Annotated in this window: 14 protein-coding genes and 2 pseudogenes; 11 read left to right on the top strand and 5 right to left on the bottom strand. The window is 66.6% G+C overall.

Features of this window, described 5'->3' with window-relative positions; all coding sequences use genetic code 11:
* Nucleotides 1–92: 92 nt before the first annotated feature.
* From choW to CFB89_RS35525, 3 genes and pseudogenes are all read right to left on the bottom strand, one after another.
* Complete coding sequence (choW, locus tag CFB89_RS26785; protein WP_089470479.1) at nt 93–989, bottom strand: choline ABC transporter permease subunit; 897 nt, start codon at nt 987–989, stop codon at nt 93–95.
* A pseudogene (locus CFB89_RS26790) lies at nt 982–2,273 on the bottom strand (glycine betaine/L-proline ABC transporter ATP-binding protein); the annotation flags it as partial. The gene choW and the pseudogene CFB89_RS26790, both read right to left, overlap by 8 nt.
* Nucleotides 2,239–2,871, bottom strand: a complete 633-nt coding sequence (locus CFB89_RS35525) for a hypothetical protein (protein ID WP_256979775.1) — start codon at nt 2,869–2,871, stop codon at nt 2,239–2,241. The gene CFB89_RS35525 and the pseudogene CFB89_RS26790, both read right to left, overlap by 35 nt.
* On the opposite strand from CFB89_RS35525, the gene CFB89_RS26800 reads away from it, so the two are divergent.
* Nucleotides 2,759–6,136 (top strand): DUF2339 domain-containing protein, encoded by a 3,378-nt coding sequence (locus CFB89_RS26800; RefSeq protein ID WP_089470481.1) that lies wholly within the window; start codon nt 2,759–2,761, stop codon nt 6,134–6,136. The two genes, CFB89_RS35525 and CFB89_RS26800, sit on opposite strands and share 113 nt — an antisense overlap.
* Entirely contained in the window at nt 6,133–7,491 is a 1,359-nt protein-coding gene (locus CFB89_RS26805) for a DUF3999 domain-containing protein (RefSeq protein ID WP_089470482.1), read from the top strand. The genes CFB89_RS26800 and CFB89_RS26805 overlap by 4 nt, the downstream gene beginning before the upstream one ends.
* A 206-nt stretch (nt 7,492–7,697) precedes the next feature.
* Here CFB89_RS26805 and CFB89_RS26810 read toward each other — a convergent pair.
* Nucleotides 7,698–7,937: pseudogene (locus CFB89_RS26810) on the bottom strand (N-acetyltransferase); the annotation flags it as partial.
* A 281-nt stretch (nt 7,938–8,218) separates the two neighbouring features.
* Here CFB89_RS26810 and CFB89_RS26815 point away from each other — a divergent pair.
* From CFB89_RS26815 to CFB89_RS26885, 9 genes are all read left to right on the top strand, one after another.
* On the top strand, nt 8,219–8,524 hold the full coding sequence (locus tag CFB89_RS26815) for an NIPSNAP family protein (RefSeq protein ID WP_089470640.1): 306 nt from the start codon (nt 8,219–8,221) through the stop codon (nt 8,522–8,524).
* A gap of 307 nt (nt 8,525–8,831) precedes the next feature.
* Entirely contained in the window at nt 8,832–9,482 is a 651-nt protein-coding gene (locus CFB89_RS26820) for an NADPH-dependent FMN reductase (protein WP_089470483.1), read from the top strand.
* A 235-nt stretch (nt 9,483–9,717) separates the two neighbouring features.
* Complete coding sequence (locus CFB89_RS26825; protein WP_089470484.1) at nt 9,718–9,936, top strand: transcriptional regulator; 219 nt, start codon at nt 9,718–9,720, stop codon at nt 9,934–9,936.
* 94 nt (nt 9,937–10,030) lie between these two features.
* On the top strand, nt 10,031–10,933 hold the full coding sequence (locus CFB89_RS26830) for an aminomethyltransferase (protein WP_089470485.1): 903 nt from the start codon (nt 10,031–10,033) through the stop codon (nt 10,931–10,933).
* A gap of 961 nt (nt 10,934–11,894) precedes the next feature.
* Nucleotides 11,895–18,365 (top strand): YadA-like family protein, encoded by a 6,471-nt coding sequence (locus CFB89_RS34530; RefSeq protein ID WP_144030166.1) that lies wholly within the window; start codon nt 11,895–11,897, stop codon nt 18,363–18,365.
* Between the two features lie 121 nt (nt 18,366–18,486).
* Nucleotides 18,487–19,152 carry an OmpA family protein gene (locus tag CFB89_RS26870; RefSeq protein ID WP_089470489.1) on the top strand — a complete coding sequence of 222 codons (666 nt, stop codon included), beginning with the start codon at nt 18,487–18,489 and terminating at the stop codon, nt 19,150–19,152.
* 386 nt (nt 19,153–19,538) lie between these two features.
* Entirely contained in the window at nt 19,539–20,684 is a 1,146-nt protein-coding gene (locus tag CFB89_RS26875; protein WP_089470490.1) for a DUF2827 domain-containing protein, read from the top strand.
* 14 nt (nt 20,685–20,698) lie between these two features.
* Complete coding sequence (locus CFB89_RS26880; RefSeq protein ID WP_089470491.1) at nt 20,699–21,853, top strand: DUF2827 domain-containing protein; 1,155 nt, start codon at nt 20,699–20,701, stop codon at nt 21,851–21,853.
* Nucleotides 21,854–21,881: 28 nt separating this feature from the next.
* Complete coding sequence (locus CFB89_RS26885; RefSeq protein ID WP_089470492.1) at nt 21,882–23,018, top strand: DUF2827 family protein; 1,137 nt, start codon at nt 21,882–21,884, stop codon at nt 23,016–23,018.
* A 24-nt stretch (nt 23,019–23,042) separates the two neighbouring features.
* On the opposite strand, the gene CFB89_RS26890 is transcribed toward CFB89_RS26885, so the two are convergent.
* The gene (locus tag CFB89_RS26890; protein ID WP_089470493.1) at nt 23,043–23,459 is read right to left on the bottom strand and encodes a hypothetical protein; all 417 of its coding nucleotides are present in this window, start codon (nt 23,457–23,459) and stop codon (nt 23,043–23,045) included.
* Nucleotides 23,460–23,518 lie beyond the last annotated feature (59 nt).

Raw genomic sequence — 23,518 nt, forward strand, 5'->3', positions numbered from 1 at the left:
AGGAGGTTGTGAAGGACCAGCCCCGCGGCCGAAGCCGCGGGAACCGTTATCAATTCAGGGTGAGCGGCCAGGGCGCTCCTGGCCGCCGAAGATCAGGCCTGCGCGGGCGAAGCCTTCACGCGAAAGAGCTGCTTGAGGCCCGAGAACAGCGGCGCCTTCACGGTGCCCGGCGCGCGGCCGAAGCTCTCGGTGATGCGGTCGAGAATGATCGCGAGCAGCACGACCGACAGGCCGCTTTCGAAACCGAGGCCGATGTCGAGGCGCTGGATACTCGCGAGCACGTCGTTGCCGAGGCCGCCGGCGCCGACCATCGACGCGATGATCACCATCGACAGCGCCATCATGATCGTCTGGTTCACGCCCTGCATGATCGACGGCAGCGCGTTCGGGAACTGCACCTTGTACAGCAGTTGCCACGGCGTGCAGCCGAACGCCTGGCCGGCTTCGACGATCTCGCGGTTCACGTGGCGGATGCCGAGGCTCGTGAGACGCACCGCGGGCGGCATCGCGAAGATCACCGTCGACAGGATCCCCGGCACGCGGCCGAGACCGAACAGCATCGCGGCCGGAATCAGGTAGACGAAGGCCGGCATCGTCTGCATCAGGTCGAGAATCGGGCGCACGATCGCGGCGACCCACTTGCTCTTCGCGGCCCAGATGCCGAGCGGGATGCCGAGCACGAGGCTGATGATCGTCGACGACAGCGTGAGGCCGAGCGTGATGACCGTCTGGTCCCAGAAGCCCGTCGCGAAGATCAGCAGCAGCGACAGCGTCGTGAACAGCGCGAAGCGCCAGCCCACCCGCCACAGTCCGATGCCGATGAAGATCGCCATCATCAGCCACATCGGTATCGCCTGCAGGCCATGCTCGACGAATGCCGCGAGCCCCTCGATTACTTGACCGATCGTGTCGAACGTCTTCGCATCGTGGTCGAGCAGGTAGTGAACGGACTGGTCGACCCAGGTACCGAGCGGAATCATTTCAGACATGGGAGCCTCGCGAACGCGTGATGGCCTTCAGGATGAGCGCACGATCGACCGAGCCGCAGTAGCAGCCGTCGTCGTCGACGACGGGCAGTGCATTCGGGCTCGCGACCACGCGCGCGACGACATGTTCGAGCGACGCATCGCGCCGGATGCTTTCGATCGGCCGCACGGACGGCGTGTCCTGACCGAGCGCCTCGCGCGTGACGAAGCCGCGGATCTTGCGCGCGGCATCGAGCACGAACGCGTATTCGGCGCTGCCGTTCAGCGAAGCCGCGACGTTCGCGGCATCGCACTTCGACATGATCGGCACGGCGCCCGTCTGCATCAGGTCGCCGGCGGTGAGGTAGCGGCTGGTGTCGATGCCGTCGAAGAACGCGCGCACGTAGTCGTCGGCCGGGTTCGCGATGATGTCCTGGGGCGTGCCGACCTGCACGAGGCGGCCGCCTTCCATGATCGCGATGCGGTTGCCGATGCGCAGCGCTTCCTCGAGATCGTGCGACACGAACATGATCGTGCGGCGCTGCTCCTTCTGCAGTTGCAGCAGCACGTCCTGCATTTCGCGGCGCTTGAGCGGATCGAGCGCGGAGAACGCCTCGTCCATGATCATCAGCGACGGGTTCACGGCCAGCGCGCGGGCAAGGCCGACGCGCTGCTGCATGCCGCCCGACAGCTCGGACGGCAGCTTGTGCGAAAACGATGCGAGCCCGACCTGCTCGAGCACTTCCATCGCGCGGCGCTCGCGCTCCTTCTTGCCCATGCCCCCGACTTCGAGCCCGAACGCGGCATTCGACACGACGGTGCGATGCGGCATCAGCGCGAACGACTGGAACACCATGCTCATGTCCTTGCGGCGCAGCGCGGTCAGCGCCGAGCGGCGCGCCGACGCGACGTCGAGCCCGTCGATCAGCACCTTGCCGGCGCTCGGATCGACCAGCCGGTTCACGAGGCGGATCAGCGTGGACTTGCCGGAGCCGGACAGGCCCATCAGCACGAAAATTTCGCCTTCCTGCACATCGAAGGAGACGTTGTGCACGCCGACGACCTGGCCGGTGCGCTTGAGCACATCGTCCTTCGTCGCGCCGGCGGCGAGCATGTCGAGCGCCTGCTGCGGGTTACTTCCAAATACCTTGCACAGACCTTCGACCACAACCTTGGGGGCATCCATCGAAACCTTCTCCTCGTGTAGCGGGGACTCGCGCTTGTCATAGCGTGCCTACATAGTTGCCAGAAAAAACCCCGGCCTGCCGACGAATTACGACAAACGCTTGCGCAAATACGACACGCCCGCCAGCCCCGTCCGGCGGGCCGCGGCGGCGATTGCGGCGGCGCAATACGCGCACGGCCAGCAACGACGGGCATCCCGCGCCGGACTTGTGCGCAGCAGCGCGGCGAATTGCACATGAGGTTTTGCGTCAGGCCGTATCGGGCACGCGTCGTTTTGCGACAAGTCGACGTCCGTTCCCGCGTCGATCCGGTCAGACGAATAGCGCAGTGCGCATTCGCCAGTAAAAAGCATGACCGTGCAAAAAACCGTTCGACGACACCGAACGGCGCATACCACGATACCGCGTCGAACCCGGAAATCGGCCAACGCACGCTGTGATACATTCGCCGCAAACACGCCGAGCGCGACGTTGCCGCGGGCCTTTCGCACCAAGGCCTGGCCGCGCGGCGCGCGCATGCCGGTTCGCCTGCCGGCCGTGCTGAAACCGCCTCGATCCGGTGCGATCCGCGATCGAAGGACGATAACGATAGTGAGAGGGAGCAAGGCGTTGAACTGGGCATTCGCCGTAATCGGCTTCATCGTGGGCGGCATCGCTGCCTTGATCGGGGATTTCTCGGCCGGGAGCGGCTCGCTGCTCGGGGCCGCCGTCGGGTTCTGCATCGGGCACGCAATGCGGCAACGCAAGCAGCGGAACCCGCGCGCCGCGCCCGACGCGTTCGCGCTCTCCGCGACGCCGCCGCCCGCCCCGTTACCGCTCGCCGATCGCGTCGCGCGCCTCGAAGCCACTGTCGACACGCTCACGCGCGAACTCGACGCGCTGCGCGCTCAACTGGCGGGCGCGAAGGCCGGCGCGGCGACATCCGGGGGCATCGCGCAAACGGCTTCGGCCGGCGCCGCCTCCGCGCCACTGCCGACACCCGCCCCGGCCACACCCGCGCCACGACCTGTCGCCGCACGGGCGGCGACGCCGGCATCCACTTCGACCCCGGTACATGCCGCGATACCCGCGCCGGCAAGCGCAGCGAGCACCACTGCGGCGCCCGCTGACGCCACCGCCGCCGCCCACGCCGCCACCCCGATCCGCCCTGCCCCGCCCCAACCGCCCGCGCCACGCGAACCGGGCCTCGCCGAACGCGCGTTCGGCGCCGCACGCGACTGGCTGCTCGGCGGCAACACGGTCGTGCGGGTCGGGATCATCGTGCTGTTCTTCGGCGTCGCGTTCCTGCTCAAGTACGCGGCCGACAACGCGATGCTGCCGATCGAATTCCGCCTCGCGGGCACGGCGCTCGCCGCGGCCGCGCTGCTCGCGATCGGTTGGCGCGTGCGGCCGCGCCGCGGCGCATACGGCCTCGTGCTGCAAGGCGGCGGCGTCGGCATCCTGTACCTGACGATCTTCGCCGCGACCAAGCTGTATGCGCTGCTGCCCGTCGGCGCCGCGTTCCCGCTGATGGTCGCCGTCTGCGCGCTGAGCGCCTTCCTCGCGGTGCGGCAGAACGCGCTGCCGCTCGCGTTCATGGGCAGCGCGGGCGGCTTTCTCGCACCGATCCTGCTGTCGACCGGCCAGGGCAACCACGTCGCGCTGTTCAGCTACTACGCACTGCTGAACGCGGGCATCTTCACGATCGCGTGGTTCAAGGCCTGGCGCCCGCTGAACCTGCTCGGCTTCGTGTTCACGTTCACGATCGGCTCCGCGTGGGGCGTGACGGCCTATCGCCCCGCGCTGTTCGCGAGCACCGAGCCGTTCCTGATCCTGTTCTTCCTGATGTACGTCGGCATCGCGCTGCTGTATGCGGTGAAACGCGAACTCGCGCTGCGACACTACGTGGACGGCACGCTCGTGTTCGGCACGCCGATCGTCGCGACCGCGCTGCAGGCGTCGCTCGTCAAAGGCATGCCGTTCGCGCTCGCGTGGAGCGCGGTCGCGCTGTCGGCGTTCTACGTCGCGGTCGCCGCCTGGCTCGCGCGACGCCGCGACCGCCTCGGGCTGCTGTTCGAATCGATGCTCGCGCTCGCGGTCATCTTCGCGACGCTCGCGGTGCCGCTCGCGTTCTCGGGGCCGACGACCAGCGCCGCGTGGGCCATCGAAGGCGCGGCCGTCGTGTGGCTCGGCGTGCGCCAGAAACGCCTGCTCGCATTCGGCTTCGGGCTGCTGATGCAGGTCGCCGCGGCCGGCGCGTTCTTCACGAGCCTGCTGAGTCCGGCCGACGCGACTGCGCTGCCCGTGCTCAACGGCCCGACCATCGCGATGCTGCTGATCGCGCTCGCCGGCGTGTTCACCGGCTGGTGGCTGCACGGGCGCGGCGAAGCGCGCGCATGGCACGCGTGGATGCCCGAGATCGGCGTCGCGGCCGCCGCGTGGGGGCTGCTGTGGTGGGCCAGCGGCGGGCTGCACGAGATCCTCGTCCACGCGAGCCGTCACGTCGATCTGCATGCCGATCGCTTCGTCGTCGATGCGACCGCGCTATTCGCGGCCGGTACCGCGTGGCTCGCGCACGTCGCGCGCCGCCGACTCGCGTGGCCGCTCGCCGAGTGGCCCGCGCTCGCCCTCACGCCGGTGCTGGCGCTGCTCGCGCTGCGCGCGTTCGATGCGCATGAAGCGCCGCTGTCGGGCATGGGCGCGTTCGCGTGGCCGGTGGCCGTCGGCGCGGGGCTTGCGCTGCTGTGGCGCCAGTCGCGCGGCACGGCCGGCGCCGCTGCCGCGAACGGCGCGTCGCCGGCCGTTGCGACGGGCATCCTCGCGCCGCTGCATACGCTGACGTTCTGGACCGTGTGCGGACTGCTGTCGCTCGAAGGTTTCTGGCGCCTGCGCGCGTTCGTCCCGGAAGGCGCATGGAGCTGGAGCGCATGGGCGTACGGCTTCGGCACGCTGCTCCTGCTCGTGTCCGGCCCCGGCACGCGCCTGCGCTGGCCCGTCGCGGCGTTCCCGCGCGCCTACCAGGTGTGGGGGGCCGCGCCGCTCACCGCGCTGCTGTGGCTGTGGAGCATCGCCAGCACGGTGAGTGACGGCGACGCAGCGCCGCTCTTCTGGCTGCCGCTGCTCAATCCGCTCGACATCGCGCAAGGCCTCGTATTCGTCGCCTTCGCCGCGTGGCTGCGTCGCCTCAAAACGCTCGGCATCGCGTGGCATCCGCGCGTCGTCGACTATCTGGCGATCGCGACCGTGTTCCTGTGGTTCAACGCGCTGATGCTGCGCACGCTGCATCACCGCTTCCACTTCGGCTACGACATCGACACCGTGCTGTCGTCGTTCGGCATCCAGCAGGTGTTCATGGTCGGCTGGAGCCTGTTCGCATTCGCCGGGATGTGGCTCACGCGCCGCGACGGCATCGCCCGGCTCTGCGCGTTCGCGTCGCTGCCGCTGATCGTCGTGATGTGGGCGTGGACCTTCTACGCGAACTTCACGCAGGACGGCGGAAGCTGGGCGCGCGTGCCGCTGTTCAATCCGCTCGATCTCGTGCTCGCGGTCGTCTATGCGCTCGCCGCGTCGTGGTTCGTGCGCGCGCGCAGGCTCGGCTGGTCGTTCGGCGCGTATCGCGTCGAGCTGCTGGGCGCGGCCGGCGCGACCGGCTTCCTGTGGTTGAACGCGATCCTGCTGCGCACGCTGCATCACTGGGCCGGCGTGCCGTACGAGCTCGGCGCGATGGCCGAATCGACGCTCGTGCAGGCATCGGTGTCCGTGTACTGGACGGTCTGCGCGCTCGCGATCACGATCTGGGCCACGCGCCACGGGTTGCGACCGCTGTGGTTCATCGGCGCCGCGCTGCTCGCGCTCACGGTCGTCAAGCTGTTCCTGTTCGACCTGTCGCACGTCACCGGCATCGAGCGCATCGTGTCGTTCATCGGCATCGGCGTGCTGCTGCTGTTGATCGGCTATTTCTCGCCGCTGCCGCCGAAGGCCGCCGCGCAACAGGACAGCCAGCCATGAAGCGACTCGCCGCCCTGCTCGGGCTGAGCCTGCTCGCGTCGTTCGCGGCGGCCGACGGCGCGCCGGACGCCGGGCGCGTCACGCAGCGCTTCGCGCTCGACCTCGACGGCAGCGCCGCGTATTACCAGCTCACCGTGCCGCAGCCCGTGTATGCGGCGAGCCGGCGCGACGATCTCGGCGACGTGCGCATCTTCAACGGCGCCGGCGAGCCGGTGCCGTACTCGCTCGACGCGCCGGCCGCGGCCGCGCCCGCCGTGCCGCCGTCGCGCGCGCCGGTGCACTGGTTCCCGCTGCCGCCCGCGCGTGCCGAGAACGGCAACGCGCCGCTCGGCGTGACGGTCGGCCCGGACGGCGCGCTGCGCGCGGCCGTCGCGACGCCTTCGCCCGCCCGGCACGGCGCGGACCTCGTCGACCTGTCGCATACCGACGGCAGCATCGATGCACTGCTCGTGCATGTGGACGACGACAGCTACCAGGGGCGCGTGTCCGTCGAAGCCAGCGACGACCTGCGCAACTGGCGGCCGCTCGGCAGCACGCAGTTGCTCAAGGTTGGCCGCGGCAACGACATGCTGGTGCAGGAACGCATCGCACTCGACGGCGCGACGCCGCGCTACGTGCGGCTGGACTGGCTCGACGGGGCGCCGGCGATCGCGTCGATCGACGTCGAGACGCATCCGCGCGACGCACGCGGCACCGACACGGCGTCCGTGCCGCGCCAGTGGCGCGACGCCGTGCAGGTTCGCGCCGGCGCTGCGCCGGGCGAGTATCTGTTCGACACCGACGGCGCGTATCCGGTCGACCGCGTGCGCATCGACCTGCCGCAGCCGAACACCGTCGCGCGCGCGACGCTGCAAAGCCGTGCCGATGCGCAGGCGCCGTGGCGCGACGTCGCGGCCGCGGTGCTGTTCCGGCTGCAGGGCAAGGGCGGCGAGCAGCGCAATCCGCCGCTCGGGTTCGCGGCGAATACGGATCGCGCGTGGCGGATCGTCGTCGACATGCGCAACGGCGGGCTCGGCGGCGGCCGGCCGGCCGTCGCGATCGGCTGGCATCCGGCCGCGCTGACCTTCGTCGCGCGCGGCACGCCGCCGTTTACGCTCGGCGTGGGCGACGCATCGCTCATGTCGTCGGCCGCGAGCCGCGACGCGCTGCTGGTCGGCATGGCGCCCGAAGTACGGCCCGCCCGCGTCGGCGCGGCGCTGGCGGTATCGGCGCTCGCGCCGGCGGCAACCGCCGATGCGGACGCCGGACGCCGCTATGTACTGTGGGGCGCGCTGATCGTTGCGGTCGGTGTGCTCGGCACGATCGCGTGGCGCCTCGCGAAAGGCGGCGGCGACACGCGCGGCCGCGACGACTGACGTCCACACGCATTTGCGTGCGCTTGACGCGCCGTTCACGTCCATCGAGCCCGTTCATGCGTTGAGCCATCGCCATGCGCGGTCGCACCGATTCGTCGAGTGGTCGGCGCCCGTCTTTACGTGAAGGCCACGCGACGCGTCAGCGGCGCGAATCGGAACCCGCCCGCCGCGATCGGACCACGAAGCCGCCGTGCTGACGCGGCCGCCACGGCGACATAGCACTCGCCCGCTTCCGCGCGGCGGCGCGTGACGTCCTCGTCCTGATCGACGCACGTGCAGTTGAGCTCCATCGCACCGAGCCGCGCGAACGCACGATGCAACATCGGCGTGAGTCGCGCATAGCCGTCGATTGCCGGATCGAAACGCCGGACGATCACCCGATCCGCGCACGCGGAAGGCGGCGCGGCAGGGGTGCGTTCGGCGATCGCGTTCCAGGGTATCGACATGGCCATGCTCCGTGGTGAAGATGCCCGAAGTCCAGGAGCACGCCGGTCGCCGTCGCAAGAAAAAATGTCGTAAGAATGCCGCGGTGACGTGGCTGACACGGGTGCCGAGCACGGTGCGCTTCGATGCCGTGCGCACGTCGCGGCAAATGCCTCGAAGCACCGATCGTTGCTCGCGCAAGCAACGCATCAAGCATCGATATCGACGCCCGGCACGCCCGTCGTTGACACGGGCGGGCAACGCGCTCCAGACTCGCGGCTCCATCACCGCATCGCGAGCGCCCATGATCACCTGCTTCCTCCGCTACGTCGTCGATCCGTACAAACTCGTCGAATTCGAAACCTACGGAAAGATATGGATTCCGCTCGTCGAGCAGTTCGGCGGCACGCATCACGGCTACTTCCTGCCGTCCGAAGGCGCAAACAACATCGCGCTCGCGATGTTCTCGTTCCCGAGCCTCGCCGACTACGAGCGCTACCGCGAACGCTCGAAGGACGATCCGGCCTGCCAGGCCGCATTCCGCTACGCGGAGGAAACGCGGTGCATCGTCAGCTACGAGCGCAGCTTCTTCCGGCCGGTGTTCGAGTAAGAACGCATCACCACGCATCGCGCCCCGTTTTCCGGCCGAGGACGAAAAAAAGCCCCTCCTGCATCCGCCCGGCGGGGCCAACCCATGTCAGTAGAGACATCATGGAGGAGACGCGCCCATCTTATCGACGGTGGCGCACCGTCCCAACCAAGCATTTCTGCTATCGATCCGCGGGGCCGCGCACACGATTGCCTCGCCGCGCGGCATATCGATAGAACGAAAAGTCGTTTTCAGAGTGGCGACGGGGTCGTTACCATCTGGTTTTAAGCCTGTGCTCAGCCGGGCAAGCCACTCCCAGGAGCGCCCCTTGACTGCATTCGATCAACACCGCCGCCCGTTCGTCGTCGGCATCGGCGGGACCACCCGGGCCGCGTCGTCCACCGAACGCGCGCTGTCGTTCGCACTGCGCGGCGCGCAAGCCGCCGGCGCGCGCACACGCCTGTTCGACGGCCCGTTCCTCCATACGCTGCCGCACTACGCGCCCGAACACAAAACGCTGACCGACGCGCAGCGCGAACTGATCGACGCCGTGCGCCAGGCCGACGCGATCATCATCGCGACGCCCGGTTATCACGGCGGCGTGTCCGGTCTCGTGAAGAACGCGCTCGACACGCTCGAGGAACTGCGTGCGGACGAGCGCCCGTATCTCGACGGCCGCGCGGTCGGCCTGATCGTCACCGCGTACGGCTGGCAGGCGGCCGGCACCGTGCTGACGTCGCTGCGCTCGATCGTCCATGCGCTGCGCGGCTGGCCGACGCCGTTCGGCGCAACCGTCAACACGCTGGAAACGCGCTTCGAAAGCGCAGATAGCTGCTCGGATCCGAAGGTCGTCGCGCAACTCGAGACGGTCGGCGCGCAAGCCGCCGAATTCGCACTCGCGTTCGCGTCGCATCGTGCGGCCTCGCATGCGGCATCGGTCGATGCGCTCGCGCCCGTGCTGAAGGTCGCCAACCGGTAACCTCCGCATTCCGCCGCGCCCCTTCGGTCGACACGATTCGACGTAGGTGCGCGGCGCGTCTTCCGACGCGCGGCGATGCGCCGGGCGCGTCCGTCCCGCCTCTCGAACACATCGTTCCCGCGTACCGCCCCGATAACGATTCAGCCAGCCGCATGATTTGCATTGGCCGAAAGATTGGTTCACGCGGCCGGCCGGTTTTCGTACGCTGAAAGTCCGAACTTTTTACGCGCACGCCATGAACCGTACGATCCGCTACAAGGGCTATGAAGTCGCTCCCGTTGCCGCCCGGTTGCCGAACGGGTTGTTCGCCGCCAACCTGACGATCGAACGCGCGAGCGGCGGGCCGTCGCCGCGCTCCGTGTCGTTCGACGCAATCGATTTCTTCTTCAAGGAAGAGCACGCCCTCGCGTACGCATCGCGCTGGGGCCGCCTCTGGGTCGACACGAACGCGTGACCCGCGCGAGGCCCGCGTGCACATGGCCCCCGAAAATACGCGATGACGGAAGCTGTGCCAGAATCTTTCGATCCGTAATCGCATAACAATAGCCATGACCGACACGCTGCAGGAAGAGCATGCAGCCGCAGATCACGCGATGCGCAACTGGACCTTCGAGAGGCAAGGCCCGGTCCGGATCGGATCCGATGCGCACAAGCAGATGTTCTGTCGGATGCTGCTCGACACGCACAATCCGTACAAGCCGGCGGTAATCGACTGGCCGGCGCTCCAGCCGGCCGAACTCAGGCGGCTCACGTCGCTGCCGATCTGGGACATCGCGGTGCAAACCGAAGGCCGTGCGTCGATTCGCGTGGCGACCTACGCCGCGACGGTCGACGATCCACTGCTGCGCCGTGCGCTCGAGATGGACGGCGGCGAGGAAGCCCGCCACAAGGTCGTGCTATCGAAACTCGTCGAGGCTTACGGCATCCGGCTCGCGCCCGAGCCGGCCTACCCGGCGCCGACCGATCCCGAGTGGTCGTGGATGATGACGGGCTTCAGCGAATGCATCGACAGCTTTTTCGCATTCGGCCTGTTCCGCTCCGCGCAGCGCTCCGGTTATTTCCCGCCCGAGCTCGTCGAGACCTTCGAGCCCGTGATCCAGGAAGAAGGCCGCCACATCCTGTTCTTCGTGAACTGGTACGCATGGTACTGGCGCACGATGCCGTGGTGGCGCCGGCCGTGGTTCTTTGCACGCGTCGCGGCCGTGTGGGTGCAACTGATCCGCGACCGCATGAACATCGCGCGCGGCATCGATGCCGACGGCGCCGCGCGTGACGCGAATTTTCCGGCGACCGGCACCGCCGACATCGGCGATGCGCTGAACCCGCGCGAACTGATCGAGCTATGTCTCGTGGAGAATGACCGGCGGATGGCCGGTTACGACAAGCGCCTGCTGCGCCCGATGTTCGTGCCGCGAATGGCGCGGCTCGCGCTGCGGTTTCTGAAGAAGTGAAGTCGGGCGCTTGCCGCGGGTTATGCGGCAAGCGCCCGGTTCGGCCCCCGCCCGTCGATCGGGTGTGGCGCGCCCGATACATTCGATTCCTCCCCCTGTTTCCTCGACACGTCGAGCGCCAGCGGCATGGCGGACAAATTGCCGCCCCCGGATCTCACGTTTCTGGCCCTTCCGACCCGACGCCGCCGGCGGTCTTCGACGGCCTGTCGACACCCCGCGAAATACCCGCCGCGTGCGCGCTCCCTCGACTCCCGGCATGCGCGCCGATTCCGCCTCAACGCCGACATCAACGCGATCGTCGATAGGGCAAAACCGATAAATTGAGGCGAGTTGTTTCATTCGTCACGCCTGTAGCATTTTTTTACAACTTTCTCGGGCCGGGCAGCCCGCCACGCCCGCCGCTCGGGCCCCTGCGCCGCGCGAGATGCGCGAATCAGCACAAACCAATGTGCTCGACATCAGACAAATCCAATTATCAGATAACCAGTAAATATAAATAAAAATTCAATTCAAACACAAACAATTAACAAGTTAATAAAATATCAAAAACACTATATGTTGAACCAGCTTCAAACATTACAAAAATGAAAGGATGAGATATCGCGCAAACGTTTGCGGGCTCATTCGTCTTACTTTTATGCCTACCAGTTGTGTTATCTATCGCACACATACAACGTAACACGTTGATTTTTAATATAAATTCTCACAACTCCCAGCAGAACACCGATGCTTCCCGACACATTCTTACATTTTGCTCATTAGCTTTCATCAAGCACATCAACACTCGATGCATTAACCATTCTTTAACTTTTAAAACACTTCATTTATCACTGTTTGTCAATCTCCAAAATCCACCTCCAATAAACTCCGCCCATCAATTTTGAGATTCGCGCGAACGCACGGACCAATCCTCTAACAAAAGAGACCGGTGTGTGGCGTGCACATTTGGAGGTAGTAGGACATGAACCGCACATACCGCTCGACCTGGAACGAAGCGCTTGGCGCCTGGGTCGCGGCATCGGAAATCGATTCGGCACGGGGCAAGCCGAACAAGTCGGCCGTCGTGGTCGCGGCAGTCGCGGCGCTGGCGATCAGCCTGCCGTCGCTTGCAAGCGCGTCGACCTACATACCTGGAACGGTGAACGGATTCGGGCAGTTCACGGTATCGAGCTGCACCTCCAGCAGCGGCAGTACGGCCGCCGGCCGCACGACGATGGGCGACACCAATGCGTATCCGACCGATGGTTCGGGCACGTGGTCGACCGTGACCGGCTGTAACGCATCCGGCAACGGCAATCTCGCGGCGACGGCCTACGGCACCTACTCGCAAGTCACCGGCAAGGGCGGCACCGCGATGGGCTTCCTCAGCTCGGCTGGCCTCTGGGGCGTCGCGGCCGGCCTCGAAACCACCGCCAGCGGCGCCGGCGCGACCGCACTCGGCTTTGGCTCGACGGCGAACGCGCAGAACGCCGTCGCGATCGGCGGCGCAGGCGGCAACGGAACGACGCCGCTGTCGCAGGCAAACTCGACCATCGCATCGGGCGCGGGTGCAGTCGCCATCGGCAGCAACGCAACGAAGGGCGCGCAGTCGGCCGCGTCGAACGGCATCGCGATCGGCGGTCAATCGTCCGTCGCGTCGGCCGCCACGTCGGGCATCGCAGTTGGTCGCGGCGCAACCGTCAGTAGTGCGTACGGCATCGCGCAAGGCGATGGTGCGACGGCAAGCGGCGCCTCGTCGGTCGCGCTGGGTCAATCGGCGACCGCCGGGTCGAATTCGGGCACGGGCGGCGGCATCGCAATCGGCAGCAGCGCGAACGCGGGCACCGCTGTTTCGGGCAGCACGATCGCAATCGGGAACGGTGCAACCGCGACGTCGCCGTCGGGGTCCGGCGATTCGCTGGCATTCGGCACCAGCGCGGCGGCCACGGGGCTGGACTCGACGGCGATCGGCGCCCAAACCACCGCCAACGGCACGAACTCGATCTCCATCGGCAACAATGGCACGCTCGCCACCGGGACGGGCGCGCAAGTCGTGGGCGTCGGCTCGACGGCCAGTGGCACGAATGCAACGACGTTCGGCACGAGTTCAACGGCAACGGGTACCGGTGCGCTGGCGCTCGGCGCGGGCAGCAACGCGAAGTATGCCTCCAGCGTCGCGCTCGGCGCGGGAAGCGTCACCGGTACGGTTGAGCCGACCGGCACGGGTTATCTGACGGGCAGCGCCGCACCGCTGTCGGAAGTGTCGGTCGGTAGCTCGAGCGCACTGCGCCGCATCACGAATGTCGCCGACGGCTCCGCGCCGCAAGACGCCGTCACCGTCGCGCAGCTCAGCACCGGCATGAGCACGACCACGAGCGCGATCGGCAGCCTGTCGACGTCGGCGTCGACGGGCCTTTCGTCGGCCAGTAGCTCGATTTCGTCGCTGTCGACGTCGACCTCGACCGGCATCAATTCGCTGTCTACTGGTCTCAGTTCGGCTAATAGTTCGGTTACGTCGCTTTCGTCTTCCACGTCGACGGGTCTGTCGTCAGCGAATAGCTCGATCGGCTCCCTGTCGACCTCGACTTCGACCGGCATCAACTCGCTGTCCACTGGCCTCAGCTCGGCGAACAGCTCGGTCACGTCGCTTTCGTCCTCCACGTCGACGGGCCTGTCGTCGACTAACAGCTCGATCGGCTCCCTGTCGACCTCGACTTCGACTGGCATCAACTCACTGTCCACTGGCCTCAGCTCGGCTAATAGTTCCGTCACGTCGCTGTCGTCGTCCACGTCGACGGGTCTCTCGTCGGCTAACAGCTCGATCACTTCGCTGTCGACCTCGACTTCGACCGGTATCAACTCGCTGTCCACCGGCCTCAGCTCGGCGAATAGCTCCGTCACGTCGCTGTCGTCGTCCACGTCGACGGGTCTCTCGTCGGCTAACAGCTCGATCACTTCGCTGTCGACCTCGACTTCGACCGGTATCAACTCGCTGTCCACCGGCCTCAGCTCGGCAAACAGCTCCGTCACGTCGCTGTCGTCGTCCACGTCGACGGGCCTGTCGTCGGCCAACAGCTCCATCACGTCGCTCTCGACTTCGACCTCGACGGGTATCAATTCGCTGTCGACCGGCCTCAGCTCGGCGAATAGCTCCGTCACGTCGCTGTCGTCGTCCACGTCGACGGGTCTCTCGTCGGCTAACAGCTCGATCACTTCGCTGTCCACCTCGACTTCGACCGGCATCAACTCGCTGTCGACTGGCCTCAGCACGGTCTCGACGAAGACAGACAACCTGGGTAGCAGCACCGCGTCAGCACTTGGCGGTGGTTCGACGTACGACCCGACGACGGGCAAGGTCTCGGCTCCCGCGTACACCACGTACAACGCGAACGGCACGACATCGACGGCCAACAGCGTGGGCTCGGCGATCAACAACATCAACGGCCAGGGCATCAAGTACTTCCACGCGAACTCGACCGGCGCCGACAGCACCGCGACGGGCACCGACGCCGTCGCCATCGGCACCGGCGCGGTCGCCGGCACGAACAACTCCATCGCGCTCGGCGCGAACTCGGTGACCGCCGCGGCCACCCCGACGAGCAGCGCGACCGTCAACGGCGTGACGTTCGGCGGATTCGCCGGCGCCACGCCGGTCGGCACCGTCAGCGTCGGCGATCTCAACAAGGAACGGCAGATCACCAACGTCGCTGCCGGACAAGTAACCGCGACCAGTACCGACGCGATCAACGGCAGCCAGCTTTATTCCGTCGCCCAACAAGTCGGCACCGCGACCAGCGCCATTTCGTCGCTGTCGACGTCGACTTCGACGGGCCTGTCGTCGGCGAATAGCGCGATCACCTCGCTGTCGACTTCGACTTCGACGGGTATCAATTCACTGTCGACCGGCCTCAGCTCGACCAATAGCGCGGTAACGTCACTGTCGACCTCCACGTCGACTGGCTTGTCGTCGGCCAACAGCTCGATCACTTCGCTCTCGACATCGACTTCCACAGGTCTTTCGTCGGCTAACAGCTCGATCTCCTCACTGTCGACTTCGACCTCGACGGGCATCAATTCGCTGTCGACCGGCCTCAGCTCGACCAATAGCTCGGTGACGTCGTTGTCGACTTCCACGTCCACCGGTCTTTCGTCAGCTAACAGCTCGATCACATCCCTGTCCACGTCGACCTCGACCGGCCTGTCGTCGGCCAACAGCTCCATCACGTCGCTCTCGACTTCGACCTCGACGGGCATCAATTCGCTGTCGACCGGCCTCAGCTCGACCAATAGCTCGGTGACGTCGTTGTCGACTTCCACGTCGACTGGCTTGTCGTCGGCTAACAGCTCGATCACGTCGCTTTCGACTTCGACCTCGACGGGCCTGTCGTCTGCGAACAGCTCGATTACCTCGCTTTCGACTTCGACCTCGACGGGTATCAATTCACTGTCGACCAGCCTCAGCTCCACCGATAGCACGGTGACGTCACTGTCGACCTCCACGTCGACCGGCTTGTCGTCGGCCAACAGCTCGATCACGTCGCTTTCGACTTCGACCTCGACCGGCCTGTCGTCGGCCAACAGCTCCATCACGTCGCTCTCGACTTCGACTTCGACCGGTATCAGTTCGCTGTCGACCGGCCTCAGCTCGACCGATAGCACAGTAACGTCGCTGTCGACCTCCACGTCGACTGGCTTGTCGTCGGCTAACAGCTCGATCACGTCGCTTTCGACTTCGACCTCGACGGGCCTGTCGTCCGCGAACAGCTCGATTACCTCGCTTTCGACTTCGACCTCGACGGGTATCAATTCGCTGTCGACCGGCCTTAGCTCCACGGATAGCACGGTGACATCGCTGTCGACTTCCACGTCGAGCGGCCTGTCGTCCGCGAACAGCTCCATCACGTCACTGTCGACTTCGACCTCGACCGGTATCAATTCGCTGTCGACCGGCCTCAGCTCGACCAATAGCACGGTAACCTCCCTGTCGACCTCGACCTCGACCGGCCTGTCCTCGGCGAACAGCTCGATCACGTCGCTGTCGACTTCGACCTCGACTGGCCTGTCGTCGGCCAACAGCTCCATTACCTCGCTCTCGACCTCGACCTCGACGGGTATCAATTCGCTGTCGACCGGCCTTAGCTCCACCGATAGCACGGTAACGTCGCTGTCGACCTCCACTTCGACCGGCCTGTCCTCGGCCAACAGCTCCATCACGTCGCTGTCGACTTCGACCTCGACTGGCTTGTCGTCGGCTAACAGCTCGATTACGTCGCTCTCGACCTCGACCTCGACCGGTATCAATTCGCTGTCGACCGGCTTGTCGTCCGCTAACAGCTCGATCGATTCCCTCTCGACTTCAACCTCGACGGGTCTGTCCTCGGCCAGCAGCTCGATCACGTCGCTCTCGACCTCGACTTCGACCGGCATCAATTCGCTGTCGACGGGCCTCAGCTCGACCAATAGCTCGGTAACGTCGCTGTCGACCTCCACGTCGACCGGCCTGTCGTCGGCAAATAGCTCCATCACGTCACTGTCGACTTCGACCTCGACCGGCCTGTCCTCGGCCAACAGCTCGATCACGTCACTGTCGACCTCGACCTCGACCGGCATCAGCTCGCTGTCCACCGGCCTGAGCAGCACGAACAGCTCGGTAACGTCGCTGTCGACCTCCACGTCGACCGGCCTGTCCTCGGCGAACAGCTCGATCACGTCCCTCTCGACCTCGACCTCGACCGGCATCGGCTCGCTGTCAACCGGCCTGAGCAGCACGAACAGCTCGGTGGCATCGCTGTCCACGTCCACCTCGACCGCGATCAACGCCGCGAAGACGCACTACTACAGCGTCAACGACAACGGCACGCAGCAAGCCAACTACGCGAACGACGGCGCGACGGGCACCAACGCCCTCGCCGCCGGCGTGAACGCCAGCGCGGCGGGCGCCAGCAGCGTGGCGGTCGGCGACGGTTCGAACGCGCAGACGGCAGGCGCGGTCGCGATCGGCCAGAGTGCATCGGCAACGGGCGGCAAGGCGGTATCGATCGGTTCCGGCAACACGGCGTCCGGCGACGGCGCGGTCGCGATCGGCGATCCGAACGTGGCGACGGGCACCGGCGCGGTGGCGATGGGGGCGAACAACACGGCGACCGGCGACGGCGCGGTGTCCCTCGGCAACCAGAACACGGCAACCGGCGCCAGTGCGCTTGCCCTCGGCAGCGCGAATCAGGCCACCGCGGACAACACGATCGCGCTGGGCAACCAGGCCACGGCCAGCGCCACCGGCGCCCAGGCCTACGGCTCGGCCGCCAAGGCCACGGCCGCCGACGCGCTCGCCTTCGGCACGAACGCGCAAGCGAACGTCGCGAACTCGATCGCACTCGGCGCGAACTCGGTCACGGCCGCGGCGGTCGGCACGTCGAGCGCCACGATCGGCGGCGTCACGTACCCCTTCGCGGGCAGCTCGCCGGTCGGCGTGGTGAGCGTCGGCGCACCGGGCCAGGAACGCCAGATCACGAACGTCGCCGCGGGCCGGATCTCGGCCACCAGCACGGACGCGATCAACGGCAGCCAGCTCAATGCGACAAACCAGGCGATCACGAGCCTGTCGACGTCGACGGCGTCGAACATCTCGTCGCTGTCGACCGGTATCAACTCGCTGTCGACCGGCTTGAGCACGACGAACAGCAACGTCGCCTCACTGTCCACGTCGACCTCGACCTCGATCAGCTCGCTGTCGACGGGGCTCAGCACGACGAACAGCAACGTCAACTCGCTGTCGACGTCGACCTCGACGAGCATCGGTTCGCTGTCCACCGGCCTGAGCACGACGAACAGCAACGTGGCGTCGCTGTCGACCGGCGTGACGAGCATCAACAACCAGTTGAACCAGCTGTCGACGACGATCAACAACAACACGGCGCGCGCGGTGAACAACAACGGCGTGGCGGCCGACATGAACGGCACCGGCAACGATCACCCGACCGTCACCGCCGGCTCGAACTCGGTGGCGATCGGCGCGAATTCGACGGACGGTGGCCGCTCGAACGTGGTATCGGTCGGCAGCGACACGCAGCAGCGCCAGATCACGAACGTCGCGCCGGGTACGCAGGGCACCGACGCGGTGAACGTGAACCAGTTGACGCAGGTGCAGACGACGCTGTCGACGGCCCTGTCGGGCCAGCAGGCACAGATCAACTCGCTGGGTTCGCAACTGCAGCAGACCGACCAGATGGCGAAGCAGGGGATCGCGGCCGTCGGCGCGATGGCGTCGATCCCGCAGCTCGATCGCGACGCCAACTTCGGGATGGGCGTGGGCACGTCGACCTTCCTCGGCCAGAAGGCGATGGCGGTCAACATGCAGGCGCGCATCACGGAGAACCTGAAGGCGTCGATCAACGGCGGCTTCAGCGGCGGTCAGAAGGTGATCGGCGCCGGCATGCTGTACCAGTGGAAGTAACGCGTCGCGCCGCCCGGCCGTCCGGCTCGCCAGCCGGACGGCCCGCGGCTCCGACGGCAGGACGAGCCCGCTGCGCCGCGCGTGGCGGGTTTCGCTCAACCCAAGTTTTAAGGACGTCACCGTGAACAAACTCGCTCTTGCGCTCGCGCTTTCCGCAACGGCCCTCGCCGCGTGCTCGACCGCATCCGGCCCGACCTTCAGCGCCTCCGAACTGCAGCCGCGCGACGGCGTGCGCACCTTCCAGGTGGACTGCCACGGTCTGCTGTCGGGCCCGCAGACCTGCATGAAGGCTGCTCGCAAGATCTGCGGCGACGAGCCCGTGCGCGCCGTCGACTCGGCCCGCGCGCTGCGCGACACATCCGATCCGGCCACGCTGGTCTTCCAGTGCGGCGCCGCGCCGGCCGAGGCGGCCTCGGCCGCCACACCCGCATCCACCGCCGTCGTCGAACGCGTGAACCTGTCGGGCGACGCGCTGTTCGCGACCGATCACGCGACGCTCGCGCCGACCGCGCGCGAATCGCTGGACCGGCTGCTGAGCGAGCGCGCCGACCGCACGTACTCGCTGGTGACGGTCACCGGCTTCACCGACTCGGTGGGCAGCGACGACTACAATCTCGCCCTGTCGAAGCGCCGCGCCGAATCGGTCGCCGCCTATCTGAAGGCGCATGGGCTGAAGACCGATTCGATCACGGTCTCGGGCCGCGGCAAGGCCGATCCGGTCGCCTCCAACGCGACGCCGGAAGGCCGCGCCAGCAACCGTCGCGTCGAAATCCGGCTGCAGCATTGAGCGGCCTGCGGCCGCTCATGCGGCCGCGCGATCCGGCAGGCCGCACGCGTCGCGCCGGAATTTCGCCGCCCCGGGGCGCCGCTTCGCCGGCGCCCGCTCCCGTGGGCCGCCGGCTATGTCAAAGTTCGTCACGCGCCGCCAAAACCAGCGGTTTCCATGCCACAATCGCCGCACATAGTCGCCGGGGCAGCCTGCCCGACGCGCGCCGTGCCAGGCGTGCCCGACGACACGCCGGAATCCGGGCTGCCGCCTTCGCGAATCTCGTCGCCCGATTCGCGCACCGCGGCGCACCGGCGCGAATCCAACCATGACAATCCACGGCGCGCCGCTGCCGGCCAGACGCTCGACGCGATGCCGGACGCACGACGCCGCAGAGGAAACAACCGGTGACGGAAATCAATGAAGCCGCCGCGGGCGGCACCCGCAAGCAACGGCCGGCGGTCGGCATCTCGCTGTTTGCGCGCGACGGCCAGGCGATCTGGGAAAACGGCATTCACCAGAACATCGCGTTCCTCGCGATGATGCTCAAGCGCTCGGATCGCGTCGGCCCCGTCTATTTCCTGAACGGCGGCGACGCCCACGCGCTGCCGGCCGGCCTCGAGCTCGACGGCCTCGACATCCCGCTCGTGAAGCCCGCCGACGTCACGCACGAACTCGACGTCGTGATCGAAATGGGCGCGCAGTTGCCGGTCGAATGGCTCCGGCACATGAAGGCGCTCGGCAAGAAAACCGCCGCGTTCTTCTGCGGGCACGTGTATGCAGGGCTGGGCGAAACGCCGATCTTCGGGAAACCGTCGGGGCACGTGTTCAACGGCGCACCGTTCGACGAAGTGTGGCTGCTGCCGCAATACGACAAGACCGCCGCGCCGATGCTGCGGACGATCCTGCGTGCGCCCGTCCATCTGATGCCGCACATCTGGTCGCCGTACTTCCTCGAGCGCCGCGTGGCCGCGCTCGCCGACGAAGGCGCGACGTTCGGCTATCGGCCCGGCCAGCGGCCGTGGAAGCTCGCGATGCTCGAGCCGAACATCTCGGTCGCGAAGTCCTGTCACTACCCGATGCTCGCGTGCGACGCGTTCTACCGCGCGCGGCCTGACGCGGTGCAGCACATGTTCGTCGTCAACTCGATGCACATGAAGGAACATCCGACCTTCGTGCACTTCGCGAACAGCCTCGATCTGGTGCGCCAGCACAAGGCGACCTTCGAACCGCGCGTCGACCTGCCGGGTTTCATGGCGCGCCACGCGGATGCGGTCGTGTCGCACCACTGGGAAAACGGGCAGAACTATCTGTATTACGACGTGCTGTACGGCGGCTATCCGCTGATCCACAACTCGACGCTGATCGGCGACGCCGGCTATTACTATCCGGACTTCGACTCGGCCGCGGGCGGCCGCGCGCTGCTCGACGCGTGGCTGCATCACGACGAACGCCTCGACGACTACCGCGCGAAGGCCGGCCGGCTGCTGCACTCGGTCTCGATCGACAACCCCGCGAACCTCGACGCGTTCGTCTCGCGTCTGGTCGCCTGAACCGGAGCATACGCATGTCGGACTCCAATGCCCGTCAAGCGCCCGGCGAGGGCAAGCGTCTCGTCGTCGGCGTGTCGCTGTTCGTGCGCGGCGCCGGCCAGTCGCTGTGGGAAAACGGCATTTTCCAGAACTGCCTGCTGCTGATCCTGCTGCTGCGCCAGTCGCCGCTCGTCGCGGATGCCGTGATGGTGAACGGCGGCGAACAGGTCGCCGATCCGCAGATGATGCTCGGCGAGTGGAACGTGCCGCTGCTGTCGATGGACGAAGCGCTCGAGCGCTGCGACGTGCTGATCGAAATGAGCGCGCAGTTCGGCGTGGACTACCTGCGCGCGTTCCGCGCGCGCGGCGGCAAGGTCGTCACGATGCGGGTCGGCAACGACTACGTGATCGACATCGAACGCGCGATGTTCGACAAGCCGTCGGGCTTCCTGTTCTCGGGCGCGCCGTACGACGCGGTGTGGACGATTCCGGAATTCGAGCGCTCGTGCCTGCACTACTACCAGACGGGCCTGCGCGCGCCGGTCACGATCGTCCCGCACATCTGGCATCCGATGCTGTTCGACAAGGCGCGCGCGACGCTCGGCGCCGGTTTGACGTTTGGTTATCAGCCGGGCAAGCCGCGCTGGCGCGTGACGATGTTCGAGCCGAACATCTGCATGGTGAAGACGAGCATCATTCCGATGCTGGTCACGGAAGAGGCCTATCGCGCGAATCCGACGTTCCTCGAATTCGTGCGCGTGTGCAACACGATCCACCTGAAGGAACATCCGACGTTCGTGCACTTCGCGAAGAGCCTCGACATCGTGAACCACGGGATCACGACGTTCGAAAGCCGCTATGCGGTGTACGAGTTCATGGCCGCGTACGGCGATGCGGTGGTGTCGCACACGTGGGAGAACGCGCAGAACTATCTGTATTACGAACTGCTGTACGGCGACTATCCGCTGATCCACAACTCGCCGTTCCTCGGCAAGGCCGGGTATTTCTATCCGGATTTCGACTGCCAGGCGGGCGGCCGCGCGTTGCTGCAGGCGTTCGCCGAGCACGACGCGAATCTCGACGCATATCGCGAGCAGTCGAAGCACGTGCTCGATTCGGTCAGCATCTACAACCCCGAGAACGTCGCGGCTTATACGGACGCGATCGCCACGCTCTATCGCGACGCATGACAGTTCCTCGCCCCACGGAGCGCATCCGATGAAACTGAATGTCGCGATAACGATCAACGTGCAGCGCGACGCGACGCAGTCGATCTGGTACAACGGCGCGAACCAGCACTGCGTGTACCTGTACATGCTGCTGAAGCAATCGCCGTTGATCGGCGAGGTCTGGCTCGCGCACGACGACGGCATCGCCGAGTATCCGCAGGCACTGATGATGGACGCGTTCGGCGCCGCGCTGCGGCCGCTGTCGGCCGTCGTTCACGAGACCGACCTGCTGATCGAGATGAACGCGTTCGTCGATCCGTCGCACACGGACGTCGTGCGCCGGCGCGGCGGCAAATGCGTGTCGTATCGCTTCGGCAACGACTACGTGATCGCGGTCGAGACGATCAACTTCGAGAAGAACGACTGGCGGCCGAACCCGCACCGCGTGCAGTTCGACGAGATCTGGACCAATCCGCAGCACATGCATACGTGCGCCGCGTATTTCCAGGTCGTGTACCGCGCGCCGGTGATCGAGCTGCCGCATATCTGGTCGCCGTATTTCATCGAGCGCAGTCTCGACGCGGACCCCGAACTGAAGGCGCGCTTCGGCTATCGCAACCACGGCCCGGCCAAGCGCATCGCGTTCTTCGAGCCGAACCTGAACGTCGTGAAGAGCGCGATCGTGCCGATGCTCGCCGCGAACGCGTGCTACGTCGACCATCCGGAGCTCGTCGAGCACGTGTACATGACCAACACGTTCGACAAGAAGGAAAACGTCGCCTTCAAGCATCTCGCGCTCGGACTCGAGATGGTGCGCGACGGCAAGGCCACCGCCGACGTGCGCGCGCCGTTCGTCGCATGGGCGGCGCATCACACCGACATCGTCGTGTCGCATCACTGGGAAAACGGCCTGAACTACCTGCTGTACGACGCGCTGTACGGCAACTACCCGCTCGTGCACAACTCGCCGTTCCTGCGCGACGTCGGCTACTACTATCCGGACTTCGAGATCTTCGATGCGGCGAACGCGATTGCGACCGCCGCGCGCACGCACGACGTACGGCTCGACGACTACGCGGCGGCCGCCCGCCGCTGCCTGCATCAGGTCGACACGCTCGCCGAGCACAACGTCCGCGCCTATTCCACGCAGATCCAGCACCTGTTCGCCGGCCGCCCGCTCGGCTGATTGCCGTCGCACGCGCCGGTTGCGTTACGCCAGCACCCGATCGCCGCTTTGCGCGGCGAACGCGCGGCCATGGCGCCGCCCGATGCGCGCGAGCACCGCGAAACAGCGGGTTGCCGACCGGCCTGCGTCGGCCGATTGCCGCACGAGGCTGTCGGATACCCCGCGCGCGATCGCCGACTCGTCGCCGCACGCGCCGGCGATGACGCCCGCGTAATAGTGCCGGGCCGCCCGTTCGCGGCCGCCCGCGTCGAGCGGGATCATTCGCTGAATACGGCGTGCGACGCGTGTCAGGCCGTCCAGATAGGGGGCGACGTCGATCGGCGCATCGGCCGATTCGGCGCCCAGTTGCCGCAGCATGTCGGCCAACTCGACGATCGCGACCAGTTCGCGCGCATCGACCACCTGCGTACCCATTCCGCCTCCGGCTTTCGTTTCCGCCATGCCCACGCCCCTTTGCGATTCGTCCCGCTCCCGACGCGCACGCCGCGCGCCGTCCTGCC

Source organism: Burkholderia sp. AU16741 (assembly GCF_002223345.1).
Classification (GTDB): Bacteria; Pseudomonadota; Gammaproteobacteria; order Burkholderiales; family Burkholderiaceae; genus Burkholderia; species Burkholderia sola.